Source organism: Streptacidiphilus melanogenes (assembly GCF_000787835.1).
Taxonomy (GTDB): domain Bacteria; phylum Actinomycetota; class Actinomycetes; order Streptomycetales; family Streptomycetaceae; genus Streptacidiphilus; species Streptacidiphilus melanogenes.
On the sequence record NZ_BBPP01000028.1, the window covers coordinates 39,949 to 59,316 of the forward strand.

The window sequence follows — 19,368 nt, forward strand, 5'->3', positions numbered from 1 at the left end:
GTTTCCCGGGAAGAGACGACGACGAGAGGACCTCGCCATGGCCGTTCCCCTTCCCACCGAGGGGACCAGGTGGCGCTGCACGCTCTGCGGCAACCTGACCCGCTTCGACGTGACGCGTTCCTCCCGGGTCGTCGAGTTCGTCCACCTGGACCTGGCCGGTGAGCCGACCGTCGAGGAGCGCGAGGTGCTCAGCGAGACGGTCGAGTCGGTGCGCTGCCGCTGGTGCAACGCGGTGGACCAGATCGAGCTGGTGGACCGCCCCGGTGCCGAGGCTGAGGCCGCCGAGCAGGCCAAGCGCGACTGAAGCCGCTCCTTTGCGAGATGTGGCGGATTGAACGGCGGGGGGTACAAGCGGGGACAATGACTGTTTCGGGGCCGGACCGAGGGCCGGGACCCGGACAGTGCAGCGGATCGGAGCGGAAGACGTGGAGCAGCGAGACCAGACGCCGGCGCCCGGCGACGGCGCGGCGGGCGCCGAGGGTGCCGAGGCGCTGGACCGTCCGCTGCCCGAGGGCGTGCGCAGGCGCGTGGTCGGCATCGCCGCCGACGCGCTCGGCGCGTTCACCCCGTCCGAGCTGCCCGCCCGGTTGCGCCCCTACGTCAAGTTCACCCGCGACGCCCGCGTCAAGCGCGGCGCCACCGCCATCGCCGCCGCACTGGAGACCGAGCCGGGCTTCCGGTCGCGGATAGCGGAGCGCGTCCGGCAGGGCCAGCCGGACCTGGTGGCCGCGCTGGAGAGCGGGAGCGTCCCGGCCGCGGCCGACCCGCAGGACGTGGCCGCCGCCGCGTACCTGCTGCGCACGCCCGGCTGGACCCGGGTCGTCGGGGAGGCGGGCGAGGAGGTCGAGCGCGCCGAGCACGAGGGCGTCGCCGCCGAGTCGGCCCGGTTGGCCGAGAAACTCCAGGACGAACTGGTGACGTTGCGCGCGGCGCAGCGTGCGGAGGCCGAGCGCGCCAGGGCCGAGCTGGAGGCCCTGAAGCGGGAGGGCGACAGCCTGCGCCGTCAGCTGCGCTCGCTCGCGGCCGACACCAAGCGCGCCGAGGCGGCGACCCGCAAGGCCGTCGGCGAGCTGGACGCGATGCGGTCGTCCGGGGCGACCGAGCGCGGGGCGCAGGAGAGCGAGGTGCGCCGGCTCAAGCACCGGGTCGCCGAGCTGGAGGCCGCCCTGGAGGCGTCCCGGCGCGCCGCCCGCGAGGGCCGGTCGTCGGAGGAGATGCGGCTGCGGCTGCTGCTGGACACCGTCGTGCAGGGCGCCCAGGGGCTCCAGCGGGAGCTGGGCCTGGCGCCGCTCAGTGGCCGTCCGGCGGACTCGGTGGACGCGGTGTCACCGGTGGCCGCCTCCCCGCACGACGTGGCACGGCGCGCCCTGGAGGGCGACGACCCGGCGCTGCTTGACCAGCTGCTCGAGCTGCCGCAGGTGCACCTGCTGGTGGACGGCTACAACGTCACCAAGACCGGCTGGCCGGGGATGCCGCTGGACCGGCAGCGCCAGCAGCTGCAGCGCGGCCTCGGCCTGCTGGCGGCGCAGACGGGTGCCGAGATCACCTGCGTCTTCGACGGCCAGGACCTGGACGGGCCGATCCCGATGGCGCCGCCGCCGCGCGGCGTGCGGGTGCTGTTCAGCCGCACCGGCGAGACGGCGGACGAGCTGATCCGCCGTCTGGTGCGGGCCGAGCCGGAGGGGCGTCCGGTCGTGGTGGTCTCCACGGACCGCGAGGTCGCGGACGGCGTGCGCGCCTCGGGGGCGCGGCCGGTGCCGTCCACGATGCTGTTGCGACGGCTCATCAGGTCCTGAGGCGCGCAGCAGGTCCCGGAGTGCACAGCGCGTTCGCACGGCCACGCTGAGCAGCTGATCAGACTGCTGATCTTGAACATTTGTTAAGAGACCGGCCCGGATCCGCCCCCCGGGGGAGACAACGGGCCCGCCTCATCACTATCCTCACGCACAACGTCCGCACCCGAGTTCATTTTTTCGTACCTGCGGACGTTTCCGTGTGTGCGAAGGGACTGCATCCGTCGTGGCTTCTCACCGCCGGCCCCGCCAGGCCAGCCGTGCCCGCGTCTCCATGATGACCGCTGCGGCGGCGACCGTGGTGGCGCTCTCGGCGCAGACCGCGGCCCAGGCGGCGCCGACGATCTCCACCAAGGACGCGAAGTCGCAGGTCGACGCGGACCGGTCGGACGCGGCGGCGAAGACCGAGCAGTGGAACCAGGCCCACACCCAGCAGCAGGCGCTCCAGCAGCGGGTGTCGATCCTTCAGGACGAGATCGCCCGCCAGCAGGCCCAGGTCAACGGCGAACTGGACGATCTGGGACAGATCGCCAACTCTCAGTACGCGAGCGGCGCGGTCGACCCGACCCTGCAGCTGATGCTCTCCAGCTCGCCGGACGCCTTCCTGCAGAAGGCCGCCTCGCAGGACGAGTTCACCAGCAACCAGACCGCAGAGCTGCAGTCGCTGGTGGCCCAGGAGGCCACGCTCCAGCGCGAGAAGGCCGAGGCCGCCGCGGAGCTCGCGCAGGAGCAGCAGCTGCTCTCACAGATGAGCCAGGCGAAGACGGCGGCCCTGGCCAAGCTCAAGCATGCCCAGTCCGTGCTGGACGCGCTCACGCCGGCCCAGCAGGCGGCCGTCGGCGGTGGCGGCTACGGCTCGGTCTCCACCAGCGGGTGGAGCGGCACCATCGACCTCTCGGGGATATCGAGCGCCGCTCGCACCGCCATGGAGGCGGCGATGAGCCAGATCGGCAGGGCGCCCTACCTGTGGGGCGGCTCCACCCCGGCGGGCTTCGACTGCTCGGGGCTGGTCATGTGGGCCTACGCCCACGCCGGCATCTCGCTGCCGCACTCCTCCCAGGCCGACGAGAGCGTCGGCACCGCGGTGCCGAGCATCGCCGACGCGCAGGTGGGCGACATCGTCGTGCTGGAGGGCGGCGAGCACGTCGGCCTCTACGCGGGCAACGGGATGCTGCTGAACGCGCCGGAGTACGGCTACGACGTCTCGGTCCAGCCGATCAGCTGGTTCCACGGAATCGTCGCGATCCGCCGGATGTGACCCGATTTGACGGGTCGACACGCGCGAGCCGACTCGCGTCGGAGTCTGTGAAGACTCTCACAGGCTGGGCACGCTGAGCGATGGAATGACCGAATTCTCCCGCTTGTCGTCGGCATCCGGTCAGACTGTGACTACAGAGCGTCGATCCTCTGACGTCATGTCGGAAGTGGCAGAAGTTTTTCCTGACAAGGATTTGAACGGATCACGGTTGGGTTACTAGGGTCACTCCTCGAATCGCCGTGCGGTCGTTCACCCATCCCGGGTGGCAGCGGCGTTCACCGTCGAGTTCGACGACGCGGTCGCAGGGGGATGCCGTCGAGTCGGAGCCGGGGAACCAACGGTTCCCGGGGTGAATCGACGCCAGGGGCGGACCGGTGGGATTCCGGGACGACGGAGGCGTCGTAGGGCTGACTTCCTGGCCCGAACCCGTCAGCTCACCCGGTAGGCGGCCGTAGGAAGAAGGAGATCGCCTTCGTGGCGTCCCATCGTCGTCCCAAGTCTCCTGGTCGTGCCCGAATGTCGGTTCTGACGGCCGCAGCCGCCACCGCTGTGGCGGTGTCCGCGCAGGGTGCCCAGGCCGCTCCCAAGCCCACCACGGCCCAGCTCAAGGCTCAGCTCTCGCAGCTGAACACCCAGGCTGACGAGGCGGTCCAGAAGTACGACGGCTCCCAGGAGCAGCTCCAGAAGCAGCAGGCCGCTGTCGGCACGCTGCAGGACCAGATCGCGCGCAGCCAGGCCGACGTCAACTCCCGCCTGGACCAGCTCGGCGAGATCGCCAACCAGCAGTACGCGACCGGCGCGGTCGACCCGACCGTCCAGCTGCTGCTCTCCTCCAGCCCCGACGACTACCTGAGCAAGGCGGCGTCGCTCGGCCAGCTGACGTCCAACCAGGCCTCCCAGATCCAGCAGCTGCAGGGCGAGGAGCAGAAGCTCTCCGGTCAGAAGTCCCAGGCCGAGCAGACCCTGCAGCAGATCGAGGCCACCACCAAGCAGCTGGCGGCGCAGAAGGCCGAGGCGCAGAAGAAGGTCCAGCAGACCCAGGCGCTGCTCGACTCGATGACCGCGGCCCAGCGCGCCGCCGTCACCAGCGCCCCCAGCACCTCCGGCGGCGGCAGCAGCAGCGCCCCGGTCAACGTCGGCGGCGGCAAGGCCGGCGACTCGGTCGAGGCCGCGGCCTTCGCCGCCGCCAAGACCCGTCTCGGTCTCCCGTACGTCTACGGCGCGACCGGCCCGACGTCCTTCGACTGCTCCGGCCTGATGCAGTGGGCGTACGCACAGGCGGGCGTCTCGCTGGGCCGCACCACCTACGACCAGATCGACGACGGCACCCCGGTGTCCTCCGTCGCCGACCTGCAGGTGGGCGACCTGATCTTCTTCAACGGCGACAGCCACGTCGGGATGTGGGCGGGCAACGGCATGGTGCTGCACGCCCCGCACACCGGCACGGTCGTCAAGTACGAGCCGCTGAGCTACATCGGTTCGATCTACGCGATGCGTCACATCTGAGCCCCGTGCTCCACTGGGTGCGCACGCCCGAGCCCGCCGTCGGTCCTCCGACGGCGGGCTCGGCGCTTCCCGGACCGGACGGCCCGCCCCGGGCGTTCACCCCGACGGGTGCATTGCCGAGCGGGTCGTGGGGGCGTGTCGGCCCCGGCGCACGCCGTCCGTCTCGGTGACGACCTGCACGTTGGTTCATATGTACGGATTGCGTGGGTATTTTTCAGCTCTGGGGAGCTTGGACTGGTTCTGTCCCAATCGCTACCGTCTCCGCTCGTGGCTTCCCATCGACGAGGCAGACGCCTCGGTCCCTCCGTGCTCTCCCGTGCCGCGGTCACCGTGGCCGCCGCCACCGCGGCGGTGCTGACGGCGCAGAGCGGGGCCGAGGCCCAGCCCGCTCCCTCCGGCCCCGGCAGCAACACCCCTGACGAGGTCCGGCACCAGGTCGACGCGCTCTACTCGCAGGCGGAGACGGCGGGTCAGCGGGCCGTCGGGGCACAGGAACGGCAGGCCGAACTCCTGCACCGGGCCTCCCTGCTGGAGCAGCGCCTGGCCGAGGAGCAGCAGCGCGCCAACGACGTGGCGGGACAGCTCGGCGCGATGGCGCAGTCCGAGTACCAGCAGGGAGGGACGGTGGACCCGGTGGTGCAGCTGCTGCTCAGCGCCCACCCGTCCGACTACCTCGAGCGCGCCGCCGGTCTCGGCCAGGTCGACTCCGACCTCGCCTTCCGCCTGGCCGAGCTGCGCGGCGACGAGCAGCGCGTGCGGCGCGACCGGGCCGCCGTGAGCGAGCAGCTGGCCGAGCTGGAGCGGCTGCGCCGCTCGATCGCCGCCGACAAGTCCGACGTCCAGCGGCGTCTCGGCCACGCCCAGGCGCTGCTGGGCAGCCTGACGGCCGATCAGCGCGCCGGATTGCAGCAGGCGGAGGACGCCGCCGCGCAGGCCGCCGCCCAGGCGGCGGAGCAGCCGCCGGCGGCCGGCCTCGGCCCCGCGGACGGCCGCGCCGCCGCCGCCCTGGCCGCCGCACGGGCGGCGGTGGGTCTTCCGTACGTGTACGGCGCGACAGGTCCGGGGGCGTTCGACTGCTCGGGTCTGATGTACTGGGCCTGGCGGCACGGTGGGGTGTCGCTGCCGCGCACGTCCCAGGAGCAGGCCTTCGCGGGGCGGCGCGTCCCGCTCTCCGAGGCCCGTCCGGGGGACATTGTGGTGTACTACCGGGATATGCACCATGTCGGCATGTATGCCGGAAACGGCATGATCATCCACGCTCCGTACCCCGGCGCCCGGGTCCGCTACGAGAGCGTCGGCGACATGCCGGTCGCCATGGTGGTCCGCCCCTGATGCCCTCCTCGCCGTCCTCTTCCTCCCCCTCCATAAGCCGCAGGAGGGTGCTGCTGTACGCGGGCGGCGCCGTCGCCGCCGGCGTCGCCGGGACCACCGCCTGGCAGGCGTGGGCCGACGCCCGGGACGACGAGCGCGTCGCCCGACAGGCCCGTGCCGACGGCGTGCTGCGCACCCTGTCCCAGCGGGCCGCGGCCGTCCTCGCCCGCGACCCCCGCGCCCTGACCTCGACGCTCGCCAGGAACGCCCCGGCCGACCTGGTGCGGCGTCAGCACGAGCTGATCGCCAACCTGGCCGAGGTGCCGCTGGCGCAGTGGAGCTACCGCCTTCTCGCCCTCGACGCGTTCCCGCTGCCGCCCGCCGTCGGCGCCGGGGACCGCGTCGCCGTCGCCGTCGAGCTCGACTACCGGCTCACCGGCTTCGACGAGCAGGCGCTGACCGCCATCCAGAACCTCACCTTCGAGCGCGGCGGTGACGGCCGCTGGCTGCTCTCGGCCGACCAGGACCACCCGGGCGGCGACGTGCTGCTGTGGGACCTCGGGCCGGTGCGCGTGGTGCGCGGCCGCTACAGCCTGGTGCTCGGCCTGCGCGACCAGGCCACCCTGGCCGCGCTCGGCGCCGAGGCCGACCAGGCCGTGCCGACCGTCAGCGGCGTGTGGGGGAGCGGCTGGGGGCAGCGCACCGTGCTGATCGCCCCGCAGACCGCCGACCAGTTCGGCACGCTGCTCGGCGCCGACCCCTCCGCCTTCTCCGGCATCGCCGCCGTCTGCACCGGCGAGCTCGGCTCGGCCGACGCCCGGCGCACCGACCGGATCACCGTCAACCCCGGAGCCTGGGACAGCCTGAACGCGCTCGGCCGCCGCGTCGTCGTCACCCACGAGACGACCCACGTCGCCACCCGCGCGCAGACCGAGCAGTGGACGCCGCGCTGGCTCTCCGAAGGCGTCGCCGACTGGACCGGCTACCTCGGCACCGGCCGCAGCCCCCGTCAGACCACCCCGGAGCTCACCGCCGCCGTCGCGGCCGCGGGCGCCCGGGCCGCAGATCTCCTCGCCGCCCTGCCCGGCGACGCCGACTTCGACTCCGGCACGCCCGGCTCCGGGCTGCAGCAGGCCTACCAGAAGGCCTGGTTCGCCTGCCGCAGCGTCGCCCTGCGGTACGGACAGCCGAAGCTCGTCGCCCTGTACGCGGCCGTCGCCGCGGACGGCCGCGACGGCCGGCTCGCCCCGGACGCGGTGCTGGACCGGGCGCTGCGCACCACGCTGGGCCTCGGCACGGCCGCGTTCACCGCACAGTGGCGCTCGGACGTGCTGGCGGCGCTGCAGAAGGCCCCCTGACGAGCTCCGCGTCCTCATTGGTCCGCCACAGCCGCACGCAGGCCAGGGCCGCGGCGGCGAGCAGCAGCAGGTCGCGGGCGGAGATCAGCGACGTGCCCAGCACCGAGCGGCGGACCAGCTCGCCCCAGAAGAGCGGGAACTCCAGAAAGGTCAGCGGCGCGGCCGCGGCCAGCATCCAGGCCACCGGGCGCATCCGGGTGGCGCGCGCGGTCAGGCACACGGCCGCCCCGCCCAGCAGCCAGATGACGTACTGCGGGCTGATCACCCGGCTGGTGACCGTGAAGAGCAGCACCGCCGTGAGCGCGGCGTCCGCCGCGGTGGCCGCCGTCCACACCCGGTTGTGCCACCGCCACAGCAGCAGGAAGCAGAAGGAGAGCGCGGTCAGCCCGAGCATGGTCAGGCCCATCGCGTCGACGTGCGGGCCGAGGAACTCCAGCGAGCCGTAGTGCATGGCCGTCTTGCCCTGCCAGAGCCCGGTGACGGAGCCGTAGTAGAACGGCAGCGCCCCCAGCGACTCGATCTCGATCCCGCGCGAGCCCTGGAAGCCCAGGAACGAGAAGGCGCCGTGCGTCGTCGCCGCGGCCACGAAGCAGACCGCCGCGCAGGTCACCAGGCACGCGGTCCACGCGCGCCAGGCGGCGTGACGCCGCGGCGAGGCGCCGGCCAGCACCAGCACCGGCCAGACCTTCAGCATCGCGCCCAGCCCGGCCAGCACCCCCGCCCAGCGGGATCGCCCGGGCAGCGCCAGGGTCGCGGCGATCGCCACCGTGGTGACCGGCAGGTCGAACCGGCAGTAGACGGTCGGCCCGAGCAGCGGCACCGCCGCCACCCACAGCCAGGCGCCCGCCCGGCTGCCCCGGCCCGCGCGCAGGAGCATCAGCAGCGCCGCGGCGTCGCACACCGCCACCAGGACGAGGAACATGACGAAGTACGATCCCGGCAGCCACAGCGGCAGCAGTATGAGCAGCCCCGCCAGGGGCGGATACTGCCAGGTGACATCGTCCATCGGGAAGGTCCCGGTGCGCAGCACCTCCGCCCAGCCCTGGTAGATGACCTTCACGTCGCTGGCGACGTCGGTGTGCGGGACCTTCAACACGCCGAGGGCCACCGTTACCAGCAGGACCCGGCCCAGGGTCCAGCCCGTCCAGACACGCACGGTGCTGCTGGTGAGGATGCCCATTGCCATATCGTACGGATCAGCCCAAGCCGGACCGAGGCTGCCAGACCGAGAAACCAAGGGCCCTGTGAACAAGACCCTGATCGTCACCAACGACTTCCCCCCGCGCCAGGGCGGCATCCAGACCTTCGTGCACAACATGGCGCTGCGCCTGCCCGCGGAGAAGCTCGTCGTCTATGCCTCGACCTGGCGTGACGGCGTCGAGGTACGCAAGTTCGACGCGGAGCAGCCGTTCGAGGTCGTCCGTGACCGGACGACGATGCTGCTGCCGACCCCGAGGGTGACGCGACGGGCGGTCGAGCTGCTCGGCGCGCACGGCTGCTCCTCGGTCTGGTTCGGCGCGGCGGCGCCGCTCGGCCTGACGGCCCCGGCGCTGCGCCGGGCGGGCGCGGAGCGGATCGTCGGGATGACCCACGGCCACGAGGCCGCCTGGGCGCAGCTGCCGGCCTCCCGGCAGCTGCTGCGGCGGATCGGAGCCGGCACGGACACGCTGACCTATCTGGGCGAGTACACCCGCTCGCGGATCGCTGCGGCCGTCGGGCCGCAGGCGGCGGCGCGGATGGTCCAGGTCCCCCCGGGGGTCGACGAGCAGACCTTCCACCCCGCCTCGGGCGGCGACGCGGTCCGCGCCCGGCTGGGCCTGACCGACCGGCCCGTCGTGGTGTGCGTCTCGCGCCTGGTCCGGCGCAAGGGGCAGGACACCCTGATCCGCGCCTGGCCGGCCGTGCTGGCCAAGGTGCCGGACGCGGTGCTGCTCATCGTGGGCGGCGGCCCCTACCGGGCGGATCTGGAGAAGCTGGCCGACGCCACCGGCGTCGCCTCGTCCGTGCGCTTCACCGGTCCCGTGCCCTGGGAGGAGCTGCCCGCGCACTACGGCGCGGGCGACGTCTACGCCATGCCCTGCCGCACCCGGCGCGGCGGGCTGGACGTCGAGGGCCTCGGCATCGTCTACCTGGAGGCCTCGGCGACCGGCCTGCCGGTCGTGGCGGGGGACTCCGGCGGCGCGCCGGACGCGGTCCGCGAGGGCGAGACCGGCTACGTGGTCCCGGGCCGCGACCGCGGCGACCTCGCCGAGCGCCTCGCCGAGCTGCTGCTGGACGCGGGCCTGCGGGCCCGGATGGGCGTGGCGGGCCGCCGGTGGGTGGAGCAGGCGTGGCGCTGGGATCTGCTGGCACACCGGCTGGAGGGCCTGCTCTGAGGCGGGCTCAGGAACGCCGAGGGGCGCGGGGAGGATCCCCGCGCCCCTCGGCGTTACCGGCCTTCCGCCGTCACTTCGCGTACAGCGCCTCGACCTCGGCGCCGAAGTCCTTCATCACGACCGCGCGCTTCAGCTTCAGCGAAGGCGTGAGGTGCCCGGAGTCCTCCGAGAGCACCGTGTCGATGATCCGGAACTTCTTGACCGCCTCGGCGTGCGAGACCGCCGCGTTGCCGTCGTCGATCGCGGCCTGGAGGGCGGCCAGCAGGTCGGCGTCGTCCATCAGCTCGGTGACGGTGGCGTTCTCCGGCTTGCCGTGCAGCTGCTTCCAGGTGGGGAAGAACTCCGGGTCCACGGTGAGCAGCGCGCCGATGAACGGGCGGGCGTCGCCGACCACCATGCACTCGCCGACCAGCGGGTGCGCCCGGACGCGGTCCTCGATCACGGCCGGGGCGACGTTCTTGCCGCCGGCGGTGACGATGATCTCCTTCTTGCGGCCGGTGATCTTCAGGTAGCCGTCCTCGTCCAGCTCGCCGATGTCGCCGGTGGCGAACCAGCCGTCACGCAGGGCCTCGGCCGTGGCCTCCGGGTTCTCCCAGTAGCCGGTGAACACCTGCGGGCCCTTGAGCAGGATCTCGCCGTCCTCGCCGATCCGGGCGGCGGAGCCGGGCAGCGGCTGGCCGACGGTGCCGATCTTCGGCCGGTCGTGCGGGTTGAAGGCGGTGGCCGCGCAGGTCTCGGTCAGGCCGTAGCCCTCGAGCACGGTGAAGCCGATGCCGCGGTAGAAGTGGCCGAGCCGCTCGCCCAGCGGCGCGCCGCCGGAGATGGCGTGGGTGGCCCGGCCGCCCAGCGCGTTGCGCAGCTTGCTGTAGACCAGGGCGTCGAACAGGCGGTGACGCAGCTTCAGGCCGAGCGAGGCGCCGCCGGGGGCGTCCAGCGCGCGGCTGTAGGCGATGGCGGTCTCGGCGGCGCGGTCGAAGATCTTGACCTTGCCCTCGGCCTGCGCCTTGGCGCGGGCGGCGTTGTAGACCTTCTCGAAGACGCGCGGCACGCCGAGGATCAGGGTCGGGCGGAACGAGGCCAGCTCGGCGGTGACCTCCTTGATGTCCGGGACGTGGCCGATGCGGATCGGCGCCATCGCGGCGGCGATCTCGGCGATCCGGCCCAGCACGTGAGCCTGCGGCAGGAAGAGCAGCACCGAGGAGTGGCCCGGTCGGAACAGCGGCTCCAGGCGGGCGGTGATGTTGCCGAGCTCCGCCATGAAGTTGGCGTGGGTGAGCATGCAGCCCTTGGGGCGGCCGGTGGTGCCCGAGGTGTAGACGATGGTGGCGACCGTGTCCGGGCCGAGGGTGGCGCGGCGCTCGTCGACGGCGGCTTCGGAGACCTCCGCGCCGGATCTGACCAGCTCGTCGAGGCCGCCCGCCTCCAGCTGCCAGACCTGCTTCAGCTGCGGCAGCCGCTCGCGCACCTCGGCGATGACGGCCTCGTGCCGCGGCAGCTCGGCGACGCAGGCCACCGCGCCGGAGTTGCCGAGGATCCACTCGACCTGCTCGGCCGAGGAGGTCTCGTACACCGGCACGGTCACGGCGCCGGCGCACCAGATCGCGAAGTCCAGCAGGGTCCACTCGTAGCGGGTGCGGGCCATCAGGCCCACCCGGTCGCCGGGGCCCACGCCGGAGGCGATCAGGCCCTTGGCAGCGGCGCGCACCTCGGCCAGGAACTCGGTGGCGGTGCGGTCCTGCCAGGCGCCCTCGACCTTGCGGGCGACGAGTGGCAGATCGGGATACCGCTCGGCGTTGGCATGGATGAGATCGGTGAGGTTTCCGCCGCTCGGCACCTGGTAGAGGGCCGGAAGGCTGAACTCGCGCAAAGCTTGCTCCTCGATCATCTCGCACCGTCCGGCCAGAGCTCTGCTCACTCTGCTGGCCTGGGCGCTGCCACGGCGACGCTGCTGGGACGCCAGGACGTTACTAGCGGGTAGCACCCAAGGGGTAGATGTACCAGCCAGGTGTTTCCAGGGTCACACTGCTGCCCAGCGTAGTGGGGGCCTAGGGTTGGGCCCATGCGGGTCCATGTGGTCAGCGACGTGCACGGCAACAGCGAGGCGCTGGCGCGCGCCGGGGAGGGGGCGGAGGCACTGGTCTGTCTCGGGGATCTGCTGCTCTTCCTCGACTACGCCGACCACAGCCGGGGCATCTTCCCCGACCTGTTCGGCGCGGCGAACGCCACCGAGCTGGTGCGCCTGCGCACCGAGCGCCGCTTCGAGGACGCGCGCGCCTTCTCCGCCGAGCTGTGGGCCGGCGTCGGCATGGACCGCGCCGAGGCCATCGAGGGCGCCGTGCGCCGCCAGTACGCGGAGCTGTTCGCCGCCTTCCCCGCGCCCACCTACGCCACCTACGGCAACGTGGACCTGCCCCGCCTGTGGCCGGAGTTCACCCGCACCGGGGTCACCGTCCTGGACGGGGAGACCGTCGAGCTCGGCGGCCGCGTCTTCGGCTTCGTCGGCGGCGGACTGCCGAGCCCGATGCGCACCCCGTTCGAGATCTCCGACGAGGAGTACGCGGCCAAGGTCGCGGCGCTGGGCCGGGTCGACGTGCTGTGCACGCACATCCCGCCCGCGGTCCCCGAACTGACCTACGACACCGTCGCCCGTCGCTTCGAACGCGGGAGCGAGGCGGTGCTGGAGGCGATCCGGGAGACGCAGCCCGCGTACGCCCTCTTCGGCCACGTGCACCAGCCGCTGGCCCGGCGGATGCGGATCGGCCGCACCGAGTGCGTGAACGTCGGCCATTTCAACGCCACCGGCCGCCCCTGGGTGCTGGACATCTGAGCCCGGACCGCCGGGCGCTTCGTGCCCGCGCGGACGCGATAGCCTCTTCGCGGCAGCAGACAAGAGGTCGAGAGGCGGAGGCCACCCGATGGCGGAGCACACCAGGTCGAGCACCACGATCGAGGCCACCCCTGCCGCGATCATGGCGGTGATCGCGGACTTCGCCGCGTACCCGGTGTGGACGGGCGAGGTCAAGGAGATCGAGGTCCTGGCCGAGGACGCCGGCGGCCGCGCCGAGCAGGTGCGACTGCTGCTGGACGCGGGCGCCATCAAGGACGAGCACGTCCTCGCCTACACCTGGGACGGCGACCGCAAGGTCAGCTGGACGCTGGTGAAGAGCCAGATGCTCAAGTCCCTCGACGGCTCCTACACCCTCAGCCCGGCCGGCGGCCGGACCGAGGTCACCTACCAGCTCGCGGTCGACGTCAAGATCCCGATGCTGGGCATGATCAAGCGCAAGGCCGAGAAGGTCATCATCGACCGGGCCCTGGCCGGCCTGAAGAAGCGCGTCGAGGAACTCGCCGTCTGATGCCCTCCGCACCCGCGATGCCCCGGCTGGTCCTGGTCACCGGCTCGGGCGGAGCCGGCCGCACCACCGTCGCGGCCGCCACCGCCGCGCTCGCGGCGGAGTCGGGGGAGCGGGTGCTGCTCGTCGCCGCCGACGACCCGCACCGTGCGATGGACGGCCTGCTCGACCACCGGCTGAACGGCGAGCCCGCCCGGATCGGGCTGGAGCCCGGCCTGTCCGCCCTGCGCCTGGACGAGCAGACCTCCTTCCGCGCGGCGGGCCTGCGGCTGATGGAACGCGCGCGGCCGCTCTTCGACCTGCTCGGCGTCGAACCGCTGGAGGCGGACGAGCTGTCCGCCCTGCCCGGGGCCCGCGAGCTGGCCCTGCTCGACCTGCTGCGCACCCTGCCGGGCACGGCGGCCGAGGGAGCCCGCGGGTACGACCTCGTGGTCGTCGACGCCCCGCCCGTCGCACAGCTGCTGACCGCGCTCGCGCTGCCCGCGCAGCTCGACGCCTACCTGGCGCGGCTGCTGCCCGACGAGCGGCAGGCGGCCCGCGCGCTGCGCCCGATCCTGGCCGGTCTCGCCGGCGTGCCGATGCCCGCGCAGTGGCTCTTCGAGGCCCGAGCCTGGGCCTCCGCCGAACTCGCGGACGTACGGACCGCGTTGGACGCGCCCGGCACCACCGTGCGCCTGGTCGTGCCCCCGCCGCGCGGCCCGCGCGCCCGGGCGCAGCAGCGGCGGTTGCGGGCCGGGCTGGCCCTGCACCAGCTGCCGCTGGAGTCGGTGATCGTCAACGGCGCCAAGGCGCCGAACGCCGACGACTGGGCCGACCGGACGGCCTGGGGCGGCGTGCCCGTGCACGCGGTGGCCGATCTCGGCCGCGAGCCGGAACGCGGCGACCTGTTCGAGCTGGCCGAGCCCGCCGCCCTGGCCGCCTGGCCCGAGGGCCCGGTCCTGGCCGCCCGCGAGGCGACCTCCTGGGCCGTGGCGGACCGGCTGGACACCGCGGACGGCGTGCTGGTCTGGCACATCCCGCTGCCCGGCGCCGAACGCGGGGACCTCGACCTGGTCCGCCGCGGCGACGAGCTGCTGCTCGGCGTGGCCGGAAGTCGCCGGGCCGTCCCGCTGCCCTCGGCGCTGCGCCGCTGCACCGTCGCAGGCGCCGCGCTGCGCGACGGCGAGCTGACCGTGCGTTTCGCACCCGACCCTTCCCTGTGGCCCGCTTCTCCCAGGTAACGTCGAAGGCGAAGACGCCGACGAGGGGAGTGGGTCATGAGCATGGCCGAGGACAACGCCGCGGAGCGCAGCGGGGACATGTGGGCGGAGGCCGTCGCCGAGTTCGCCGAGCAGGAGCAGCAGGCGCCGAAGCGGCCGGCCGAGGAGCACACGGCCCCCGCCGTCGTGCCCGAGGACCACGTCCAGGCGGCGGACTCGGAGGAGGTCGACGGGGCCGGGGCGGGCGCCAAGGGCGACGCCGGTCAGGAGTCCCCGCTCGGTACGGAGCTGCCGTTCGGCGCGGACCTGGGCCCGCTCGTCGACGAGGTCCGCCGGTTCGCCTCGACGGTGAGCGAGAAGGTCACCTCGCTGAGCTCGGGTCAGAGCGACCCGATGGAGGTGCTGCAGAACCTCGCCGCGCCGCTGCGCAGCAAGAGCCCCGCCGTCTACGGGCACCTGCTGGCCGCAGGAGGTGAACTGATCGCGGCGTACCGGGCTGCGGTTTCAGCCTCCGAACGCCGCTGGTCGGCGCCCAAGCAGAACGGCACCGAACACATCGACCTGGACTAGACCTCGTCAGGCCGGAGCTGACGCACAACAGGGAGATTTGTTTTCGACTTGTGAAGTCGACCCGTAACAGTCTCGCCTTCATGTCTTCGGCTAATGTACGGTACCGCCCAGCGGGGATCCACCGGAGACTGAGGGACACATGGGACTCACCATCGGCGTCGACGTCGGCGGCACGAAGATCGCGGCCGGGGTCGTGGACGAGAACGGGGCGATCCTGGCGCGTACCCGCGTGCCGACGCCTGCGGATCCGCAGTGGGCCGTCGGCGCCATCGCCGACGCGATCAAGGAGCTGCGCGAGGAGCACGACGTCGTCGCCGTCGGCGTCGGCGCCCCCGGCTACATCGACCGCGACCGCTCCACGGTCCTGATGGCGCCCAACATCGCCTGGGAGAACGAGCCGCTGAAGGCCCGTATCGAGGACCTGGTCCACCTCCCGACGGTGGTCGAGAACGACGCCAACGCGGCCGCCTGGGGCGAGTTCCGCTTCGGCGCCGCGGCCAGCCACCAGGACATGATCATGGTCACCGTGGGGACCGGCATCGGCGGCGGCATCGTCATCGAGGGCCGGATGCACCGCGGCAGCTTCGGCGTGGCCGGCGAGATCGGCCACCTGAACATGGTCCCCGACGGCCTCCCCTGCGGCTGCGGCTCCAAGGGCTGCTGGGAGCAGTACGGCTCCGGGCGAGCCCTGCGCCGCTACGGCCGCGAGGCCGCGGCCGCCGACCAGGTCCGCGGCAAGCGCCTGCTGGACCTGAACGAGGGCGTCGCCGACACCATCACCGGCAGCCAGATCACCCAGGCCGCCCAGGAGGGCGACCCGATGGCCCTCGACGTCTACGACGAGCTGGCCGACTGGCTCGGCCGCGGCCTGGCCGACCTCGCCTCCCTCTTCGACCCGGCCGTCTTCGTCCTCGGCGGCGGCGTCTCCGACTCCGGCCACTTGCTGCTGGACCCGGTCGCCAAGGCCTTCGAGAAGTACCTCATCGGCGGCGTGCACCGCCCCCGCGCGGAGGTCGTCCTCGCGACGATCGGCTCCGCCGCCGGCATCATCGGCGCCGCGGACCTCGCCCGCACCTGACCCACGGCCTCCCACGACGTGCCCGCACCGGCTCCCGGTGCGGGCACGTCTGTTCTGTCGGACGTTCTGTCGGATGTTTTGTCAGACTCGAAGGCATGGAGTCCCTGACACGCCGACCGCCGCATCCGGAAGCCTGGGAGCTGCCGGCCTCCGGGCCGCAACCGGACGGCTCGGAGACCGTCCGGGTCGTCACTTACAACATCCGCAGCCTGCGGGACGACCGCACGGCGGTGGTGCGCGTGCTGCGGGCGCTGGAGCCGGATCTGGTCTGCATTCAGGAGTCCCCGCGCTTCTGGTTCCCCCGCCCCCAGGCCGCGTGGCTGGCCCGCTCGGCCGGCCTGATGGTGCTCAGCGGCGGCAGGTCCGCAGCCGGCCCGCTGCTGCTGGGCCGGCTGCGGGCGGTGCCGCTCTCCACCCACGACATCTGGTTGCCCCGCCGCCCCGAGCTGCACCAGCGCGGCTTCGCCACCACCGTGGTCCGGCTGGGCTCGGCCGCGCCCCTCTCGGTGACGAGCTGTCACCTGTCCCTGGACGCCGGGGAGCGCTACGAGCAGTTCCAGCTGCTGCTGGACCACCTGGACGGCCTCGGTGTGGCGCACTCGGTCGTCGGCGGCGACTTCAACGAGCACCCGGGCGAACGGGGTTGGGACCTCCTCGCCGGACGGCTCCAGGACGGCTGGGCGACCCGCCCGTGGGGCCACGCGTTCAGCAGTGTGCCCAAGAACCCGCACCAGCGCATCGACGGCGTCTTCGCCACCCGGGGTGTCGAGGTGCTGGCCTGCGGCGTCCCGGGCGAGGGCTTCCCGGGGCTGAGCGGGAAGGACCTCGTCCTCGCCACCGACCACCTGCCGGTCGTCGCGGCGCTGCGGGTGCCCCCGGCGGTCTGAACGCCTGAACGCCTGGACGTCAGACGACCGCGCCGTGGTTGGGGTCGTCGTCGTGGTCGTCCGGGCCCGGGTCCTTCATCCGCACGACCAGCGTCGCGACCGCGCCCGCGATGCTGCACACGCCCAGGAACATCGCCATGCCCTCCGGCAGCTCGCCGATCCCGCCCAGCAGGATCAGGGCGATGCCGACCACCAGGGCCAGCAGGGCCAGTTTGGTCGCCGGCTGCGCCGGCGGCAGCGGGGGCGGCTCCGGAGGCGTGTAGTGCTCGTCGTCCGGGTCCTCCGCGGCCGTCCAGGCGCGCGGGTCGACCGGCGGGACCGCCTGGACCACCGGGAGCGGCCTGATGACGGGCGGGCGCGGGCGCGCCTGGGGAGCGAAGTCGCTCAGGTCGGAGACGTCCTCCGCCTCCGGCCAGCTGCGGTCTGACTCGGCGACGGGCTCGTCGAAGCCGGCCACCAGCTCCGCGAACAGCTCGTCGTCGGAACGGCCGGAACGTTCCGGGCGCTCCGCGCCCTCCGGCTCGGCCATCGCCGTCAGCCCTTCGCCACGGGAACGGTCAGGCGCCGGACGAAGTCCAGGCTCCCGTCGAAGATCAGCTCCGCGTCGTAGTCGAGCGTCGCCACATGGCGGCTGCGTTCCAGCAGACGCTCCTCGAGGTCCTTCGAGCCGACGTGCTCCATCAGCGTCCGGCCGCTGTCGGGGCTGACCACATTGTCCTGCGGGCTGCGGAAGAGCAGCAGCGGCTGCGTCACCGTCGGCAGCTCGGACTGGACGATCCGGGTCAGCTGCTTCATCGAGTAGGCGGCGTGCAGCGGGGTGCGGGTGTAGCCGCCCTCGTCGACGCCCGGCTTGGCGATGTCGCTGGCGATGCCGGGGAAGCTGGGCACCAGGTGGCGGACCACCGGCAGCGCGACGTGCGCCTGTCCGGGCATCCTGACCAGCGGGTTCACCAGCACGAGCCCGCTGACGCCCGCGCCCTGCCGCGCGGCGAGGTGCAGGGAGAGCAGGCCGCCCATGGACAGCCCGAAGACGAAGACCTGGTCGCATTCCTCGGCGAGCTCCAGGTACTCGCGCTCGACCGTCGCGTACCAGTCCTGCCAGCGGGTGGTGTTGAGGTCCTTCCAGTGCGTGCCGTGGCCCGGCAGCAGCGGGAGGGAGACGCTGTAGCCCTCGGCGGCGGCCCGCTCGGCCCAGGGGCGCATCGACCTCGGGGAGCCGGTGAAGCCGTGGCAGACCAGGATTCCCACCGGCCCGCCGTGATGGCGGTACGGTTCGGCGCCGGGCAGCAGCGGCATGACGGGTCCTTCCCGAGGGTGGGCCAAGTGGGGGCGAATCGGGTGCGCCAGTAGGCGCCATCGTCGCACGTCGGCAACGCGCGCGTACAGCTTCCGTATTCCTGACTGCCTTCCTGCCGCCTCCGGGTGGAGGGAGATTGGCGGGAACCGGACTAAGGTTCTCGTTGGTCAGGTGAGTATGGAGGTCAGGGTTGTTCTACCGGCTGATGAAGATGATCGTCGCCCCGATGCTGAAGATCTTCTTCCGTCCGTGGGTCGACGGGATGGAGAACATCCCCGAGGAGGGCCCGGCCATTCTGGCCAGCAACCATCTCTCGTTCTCCGACTCGTTCTTCCTGCCCGCGCTGATCCCGAAGCGCCGGGTGACCTTCATCGCCAAGTCCGAGTACTTCACCGGGACGGGTATCAAGGGCAAGTTGACGGCGGCCTTCTTCAAGGGCGTCGGGCAGCTCCCGGTCGACCGCTCCGGCGTGCGGGGAGCCGGTGAGGCCGCGATCCGCAGCGGCATCGAGGTCATCCAGCGCGGCGAGCTGTTCGGCGTCTACCCGGAGGGCACCCGCTCGCCGGACGGCCGCCTCTACCGCGGCAAGGTCGGCGGCCTTGCGCGCATCGCCCTGGCCACCGGCGCGCCGGTGATCCCGGTCGCGATGATCGACACCGAGAAGCTCCAGCCGCCGGGCCAGGTGCTGCCCAAGTTCGGCGTCCGCCCCGGCATCCGGATCGGCCGTCCGATGGACTTCTCCCGCTACCACGGCATGGAGAACGACCGGTTCATCCTGCGCTCGGTCACCGACGAGGTGATGTACGAGATCATGCGCCTGTCCGGGCAGGAGTACGTGGACGTCTACGCCACGGCCGCCAAGCGCGCCATGCAGGACGCGAGGAAGCAGGAGAAGCAGCTCGAGAAGCAGCAGGCCAAGCAGGCCGCGCAGGCTCAGGAGCAGCGGGACCGGCAGGACGAGCAGGAGCAGTAGGAGGGGACGTGGGGGACGTCGGGGGGAAGTCGAGGGGTACGGCCGTCGCCGTCGGCGGCGGTTCGTTCTCCGTCGAGCAGCCGCTGTGGATCGCGATCAGCGCGTTCCGCGTGCTGACGCTGCTCTACGCGATCGGCCGGTACGCCCAGCACGAGCAGCACTACACGAACATGCTCGGCGCCTGGATCTACATGGGCGTGCTCACCGTGTGGACGCTCGGCACGGTCAAGGTCTTCTGGTCCAAGGAGCACTGCGGCCGCCGCTGGCTGGTCGCGGACCTCGCCCTGGTGGTGCTGGGCATCCTGCTGACCCGCGTCTTCGACGGCGCGCAGTGGGTGAGCGACGGAGACGTCACGCTGCCGACGATCCGCGCGGCGAGCTCCGTGCTCGGCTTCGCCGCCTACGGCGGC

The 19,368-nt window shown here is 72.7% G+C and carries 19 protein-coding genes and 1 riboswitch; of the genes, 15 read left to right on the forward strand and 4 right to left on the reverse strand.

The window, feature by feature from the left end:
• Nucleotides 1-37: 37 nt before the first annotated feature.
• From TR49_RS25975 to TR49_RS26000, 6 genes are all read left to right on the forward strand, one after another.
• Complete coding sequence (locus TR49_RS25975) at nt 38-304, forward strand: hypothetical protein (protein ID WP_042385970.1); 267 nt, start codon at nt 38-40, stop codon at nt 302-304.
• A 121-nt stretch (nt 305-425) separates the two neighbouring features.
• A complete protein-coding gene (locus TR49_RS25980) occupies nt 426-1,796 on the forward strand; it encodes an NYN domain-containing protein (RefSeq protein WP_042385975.1) in 1,371 nt (456 codons plus the stop codon).
• A gap of 223 nt (nt 1,797-2,019) precedes the next feature.
• Nucleotides 2,020-3,051, forward strand: coding sequence for a C40 family peptidase (locus TR49_RS25985; protein ID WP_042385979.1), 1,032 nt, complete (start codon nt 2,020-2,022; stop codon nt 3,049-3,051).
• 303 nt (nt 3,052-3,354) lie between these two features.
• Nucleotides 3,355-3,515: riboswitch (cyclic di-AMP (ydaO/yuaA leader) on the forward strand.
• 52 nt (nt 3,516-3,567) lie between these two features.
• Complete coding sequence (locus TR49_RS25990; RefSeq protein ID WP_052434639.1) at nt 3,568-4,557, forward strand: C40 family peptidase; 990 nt, start codon at nt 3,568-3,570, stop codon at nt 4,555-4,557.
• Nucleotides 4,558-4,863: 306 nt separating this feature from the next.
• Entirely contained in the window at nt 4,864-5,889 is a 1,026-nt protein-coding gene (locus TR49_RS25995; protein ID WP_236653528.1) for a C40 family peptidase, read from the forward strand.
• A 47-nt stretch (nt 5,890-5,936) separates the two neighbouring features.
• The gene (locus TR49_RS26000; RefSeq protein WP_052434640.1) at nt 5,937-7,226 is read left to right on the forward strand and encodes a hypothetical protein; all 1,290 of its coding nucleotides are present in this window, start codon (nt 5,937-5,939) and stop codon (nt 7,224-7,226) included.
• Here the strand turns inward: TR49_RS26000 and TR49_RS26005 are convergent.
• Nucleotides 7,174-8,406, reverse strand: coding sequence for a glycosyltransferase 87 family protein (locus tag TR49_RS26005; RefSeq protein WP_042385987.1), 1,233 nt, complete (start codon nt 8,404-8,406; stop codon nt 7,174-7,176). The two genes, TR49_RS26000 and TR49_RS26005, sit on opposite strands and share 53 nt — an antisense overlap.
• Before the next feature lie 64 nt (nt 8,407-8,470).
• Here TR49_RS26005 and TR49_RS26010 point away from each other — a divergent pair, with 64 nt between their 5' ends.
• Nucleotides 8,471-9,601 carry a glycosyltransferase family 4 protein gene (locus TR49_RS26010; protein WP_042385989.1) on the forward strand — a complete coding sequence of 377 codons (1,131 nt, stop codon included), beginning with the start codon at nt 8,471-8,473 and terminating at the stop codon, nt 9,599-9,601.
• A 70-nt stretch (nt 9,602-9,671) separates the two neighbouring features.
• Here TR49_RS26010 and TR49_RS26015 read toward each other — a convergent pair whose 3' ends face one another.
• Nucleotides 9,672-11,468, reverse strand: coding sequence for an AMP-dependent synthetase/ligase (locus tag TR49_RS26015; RefSeq protein ID WP_042385991.1), 1,797 nt, complete (start codon nt 11,466-11,468; stop codon nt 9,672-9,674).
• 192 nt (nt 11,469-11,660) lie between these two features.
• Here TR49_RS26015 and TR49_RS26020 point away from each other — a divergent pair, with 192 nt between their 5' ends.
• The 6 genes from TR49_RS26020 (at nt 11,661) to TR49_RS26045 (ending at nt 16,688) form a co-directional block, all read left to right on the forward strand.
• Nucleotides 11,661-12,428 carry a metallophosphoesterase family protein gene (locus TR49_RS26020; protein ID WP_042385994.1) on the forward strand — a complete coding sequence of 256 codons (768 nt, stop codon included), beginning with the start codon at nt 11,661-11,663 and terminating at the stop codon, nt 12,426-12,428.
• 88 nt (nt 12,429-12,516) lie between these two features.
• Nucleotides 12,517-12,957, forward strand: a complete 441-nt coding sequence (locus TR49_RS26025) for an SRPBCC family protein (RefSeq protein ID WP_042385996.1) — start codon at nt 12,517-12,519, stop codon at nt 12,955-12,957.
• Entirely contained in the window at nt 12,957-14,174 is a 1,218-nt protein-coding gene (locus TR49_RS26030) for an ArsA family ATPase (protein WP_236653529.1), read from the forward strand. Before TR49_RS26025 ends, TR49_RS26030 begins: the two co-directional genes overlap by 1 nt.
• A gap of 36 nt (nt 14,175-14,210) precedes the next feature.
• On the forward strand, nt 14,211-14,723 hold the full coding sequence (locus tag TR49_RS40345; protein WP_052434641.1) for a DUF5304 family protein: 513 nt from the start codon (nt 14,211-14,213) through the stop codon (nt 14,721-14,723).
• Nucleotides 14,724-14,862: 139 nt separating this feature from the next.
• On the forward strand, nt 14,863-15,801 hold the full coding sequence (locus TR49_RS26040) for an ROK family glucokinase (RefSeq protein ID WP_042385998.1): 939 nt from the start codon (nt 14,863-14,865) through the stop codon (nt 15,799-15,801).
• A 95-nt stretch (nt 15,802-15,896) separates the two neighbouring features.
• Nucleotides 15,897-16,688, forward strand: coding sequence for an endonuclease/exonuclease/phosphatase family protein (locus TR49_RS26045; protein WP_042385999.1), 792 nt, complete (start codon nt 15,897-15,899; stop codon nt 16,686-16,688).
• Nucleotides 16,689-16,707: 19 nt separating this feature from the next.
• Here TR49_RS26045 and TR49_RS26050 read toward each other — a convergent pair whose 3' ends face one another.
• Nucleotides 16,708-17,217: a hypothetical protein gene (locus TR49_RS26050; protein WP_052434642.1), complete on the reverse strand. Its 510-nt coding sequence runs from the start codon at nt 17,215-17,217 to the stop codon at nt 16,708-16,710.
• A 5-nt stretch (nt 17,218-17,222) separates the two neighbouring features.
• Nucleotides 17,223-17,984, reverse strand: coding sequence for an alpha/beta hydrolase (locus TR49_RS26055; protein ID WP_042386000.1), 762 nt, complete (start codon nt 17,982-17,984; stop codon nt 17,223-17,225).
• Between the two features lie 206 nt (nt 17,985-18,190).
• Here TR49_RS26055 and TR49_RS26060 point away from each other — a divergent pair, with 206 nt between their 5' ends.
• Both TR49_RS26060 and TR49_RS45820 read left to right on the forward strand, forming a co-directional pair.
• Nucleotides 18,191-18,958 carry a lysophospholipid acyltransferase family protein gene (locus tag TR49_RS26060; RefSeq protein ID WP_084725428.1) on the forward strand — a complete coding sequence of 256 codons (768 nt, stop codon included), beginning with the start codon at nt 18,191-18,193 and terminating at the stop codon, nt 18,956-18,958.
• 8 nt (nt 18,959-18,966) lie between these two features.
• On the forward strand, nt 18,967-19,368 hold a 402-nt coding region (locus TR49_RS45820; RefSeq protein ID WP_236653530.1), incomplete at its 3' end, for a DUF5931 domain-containing protein.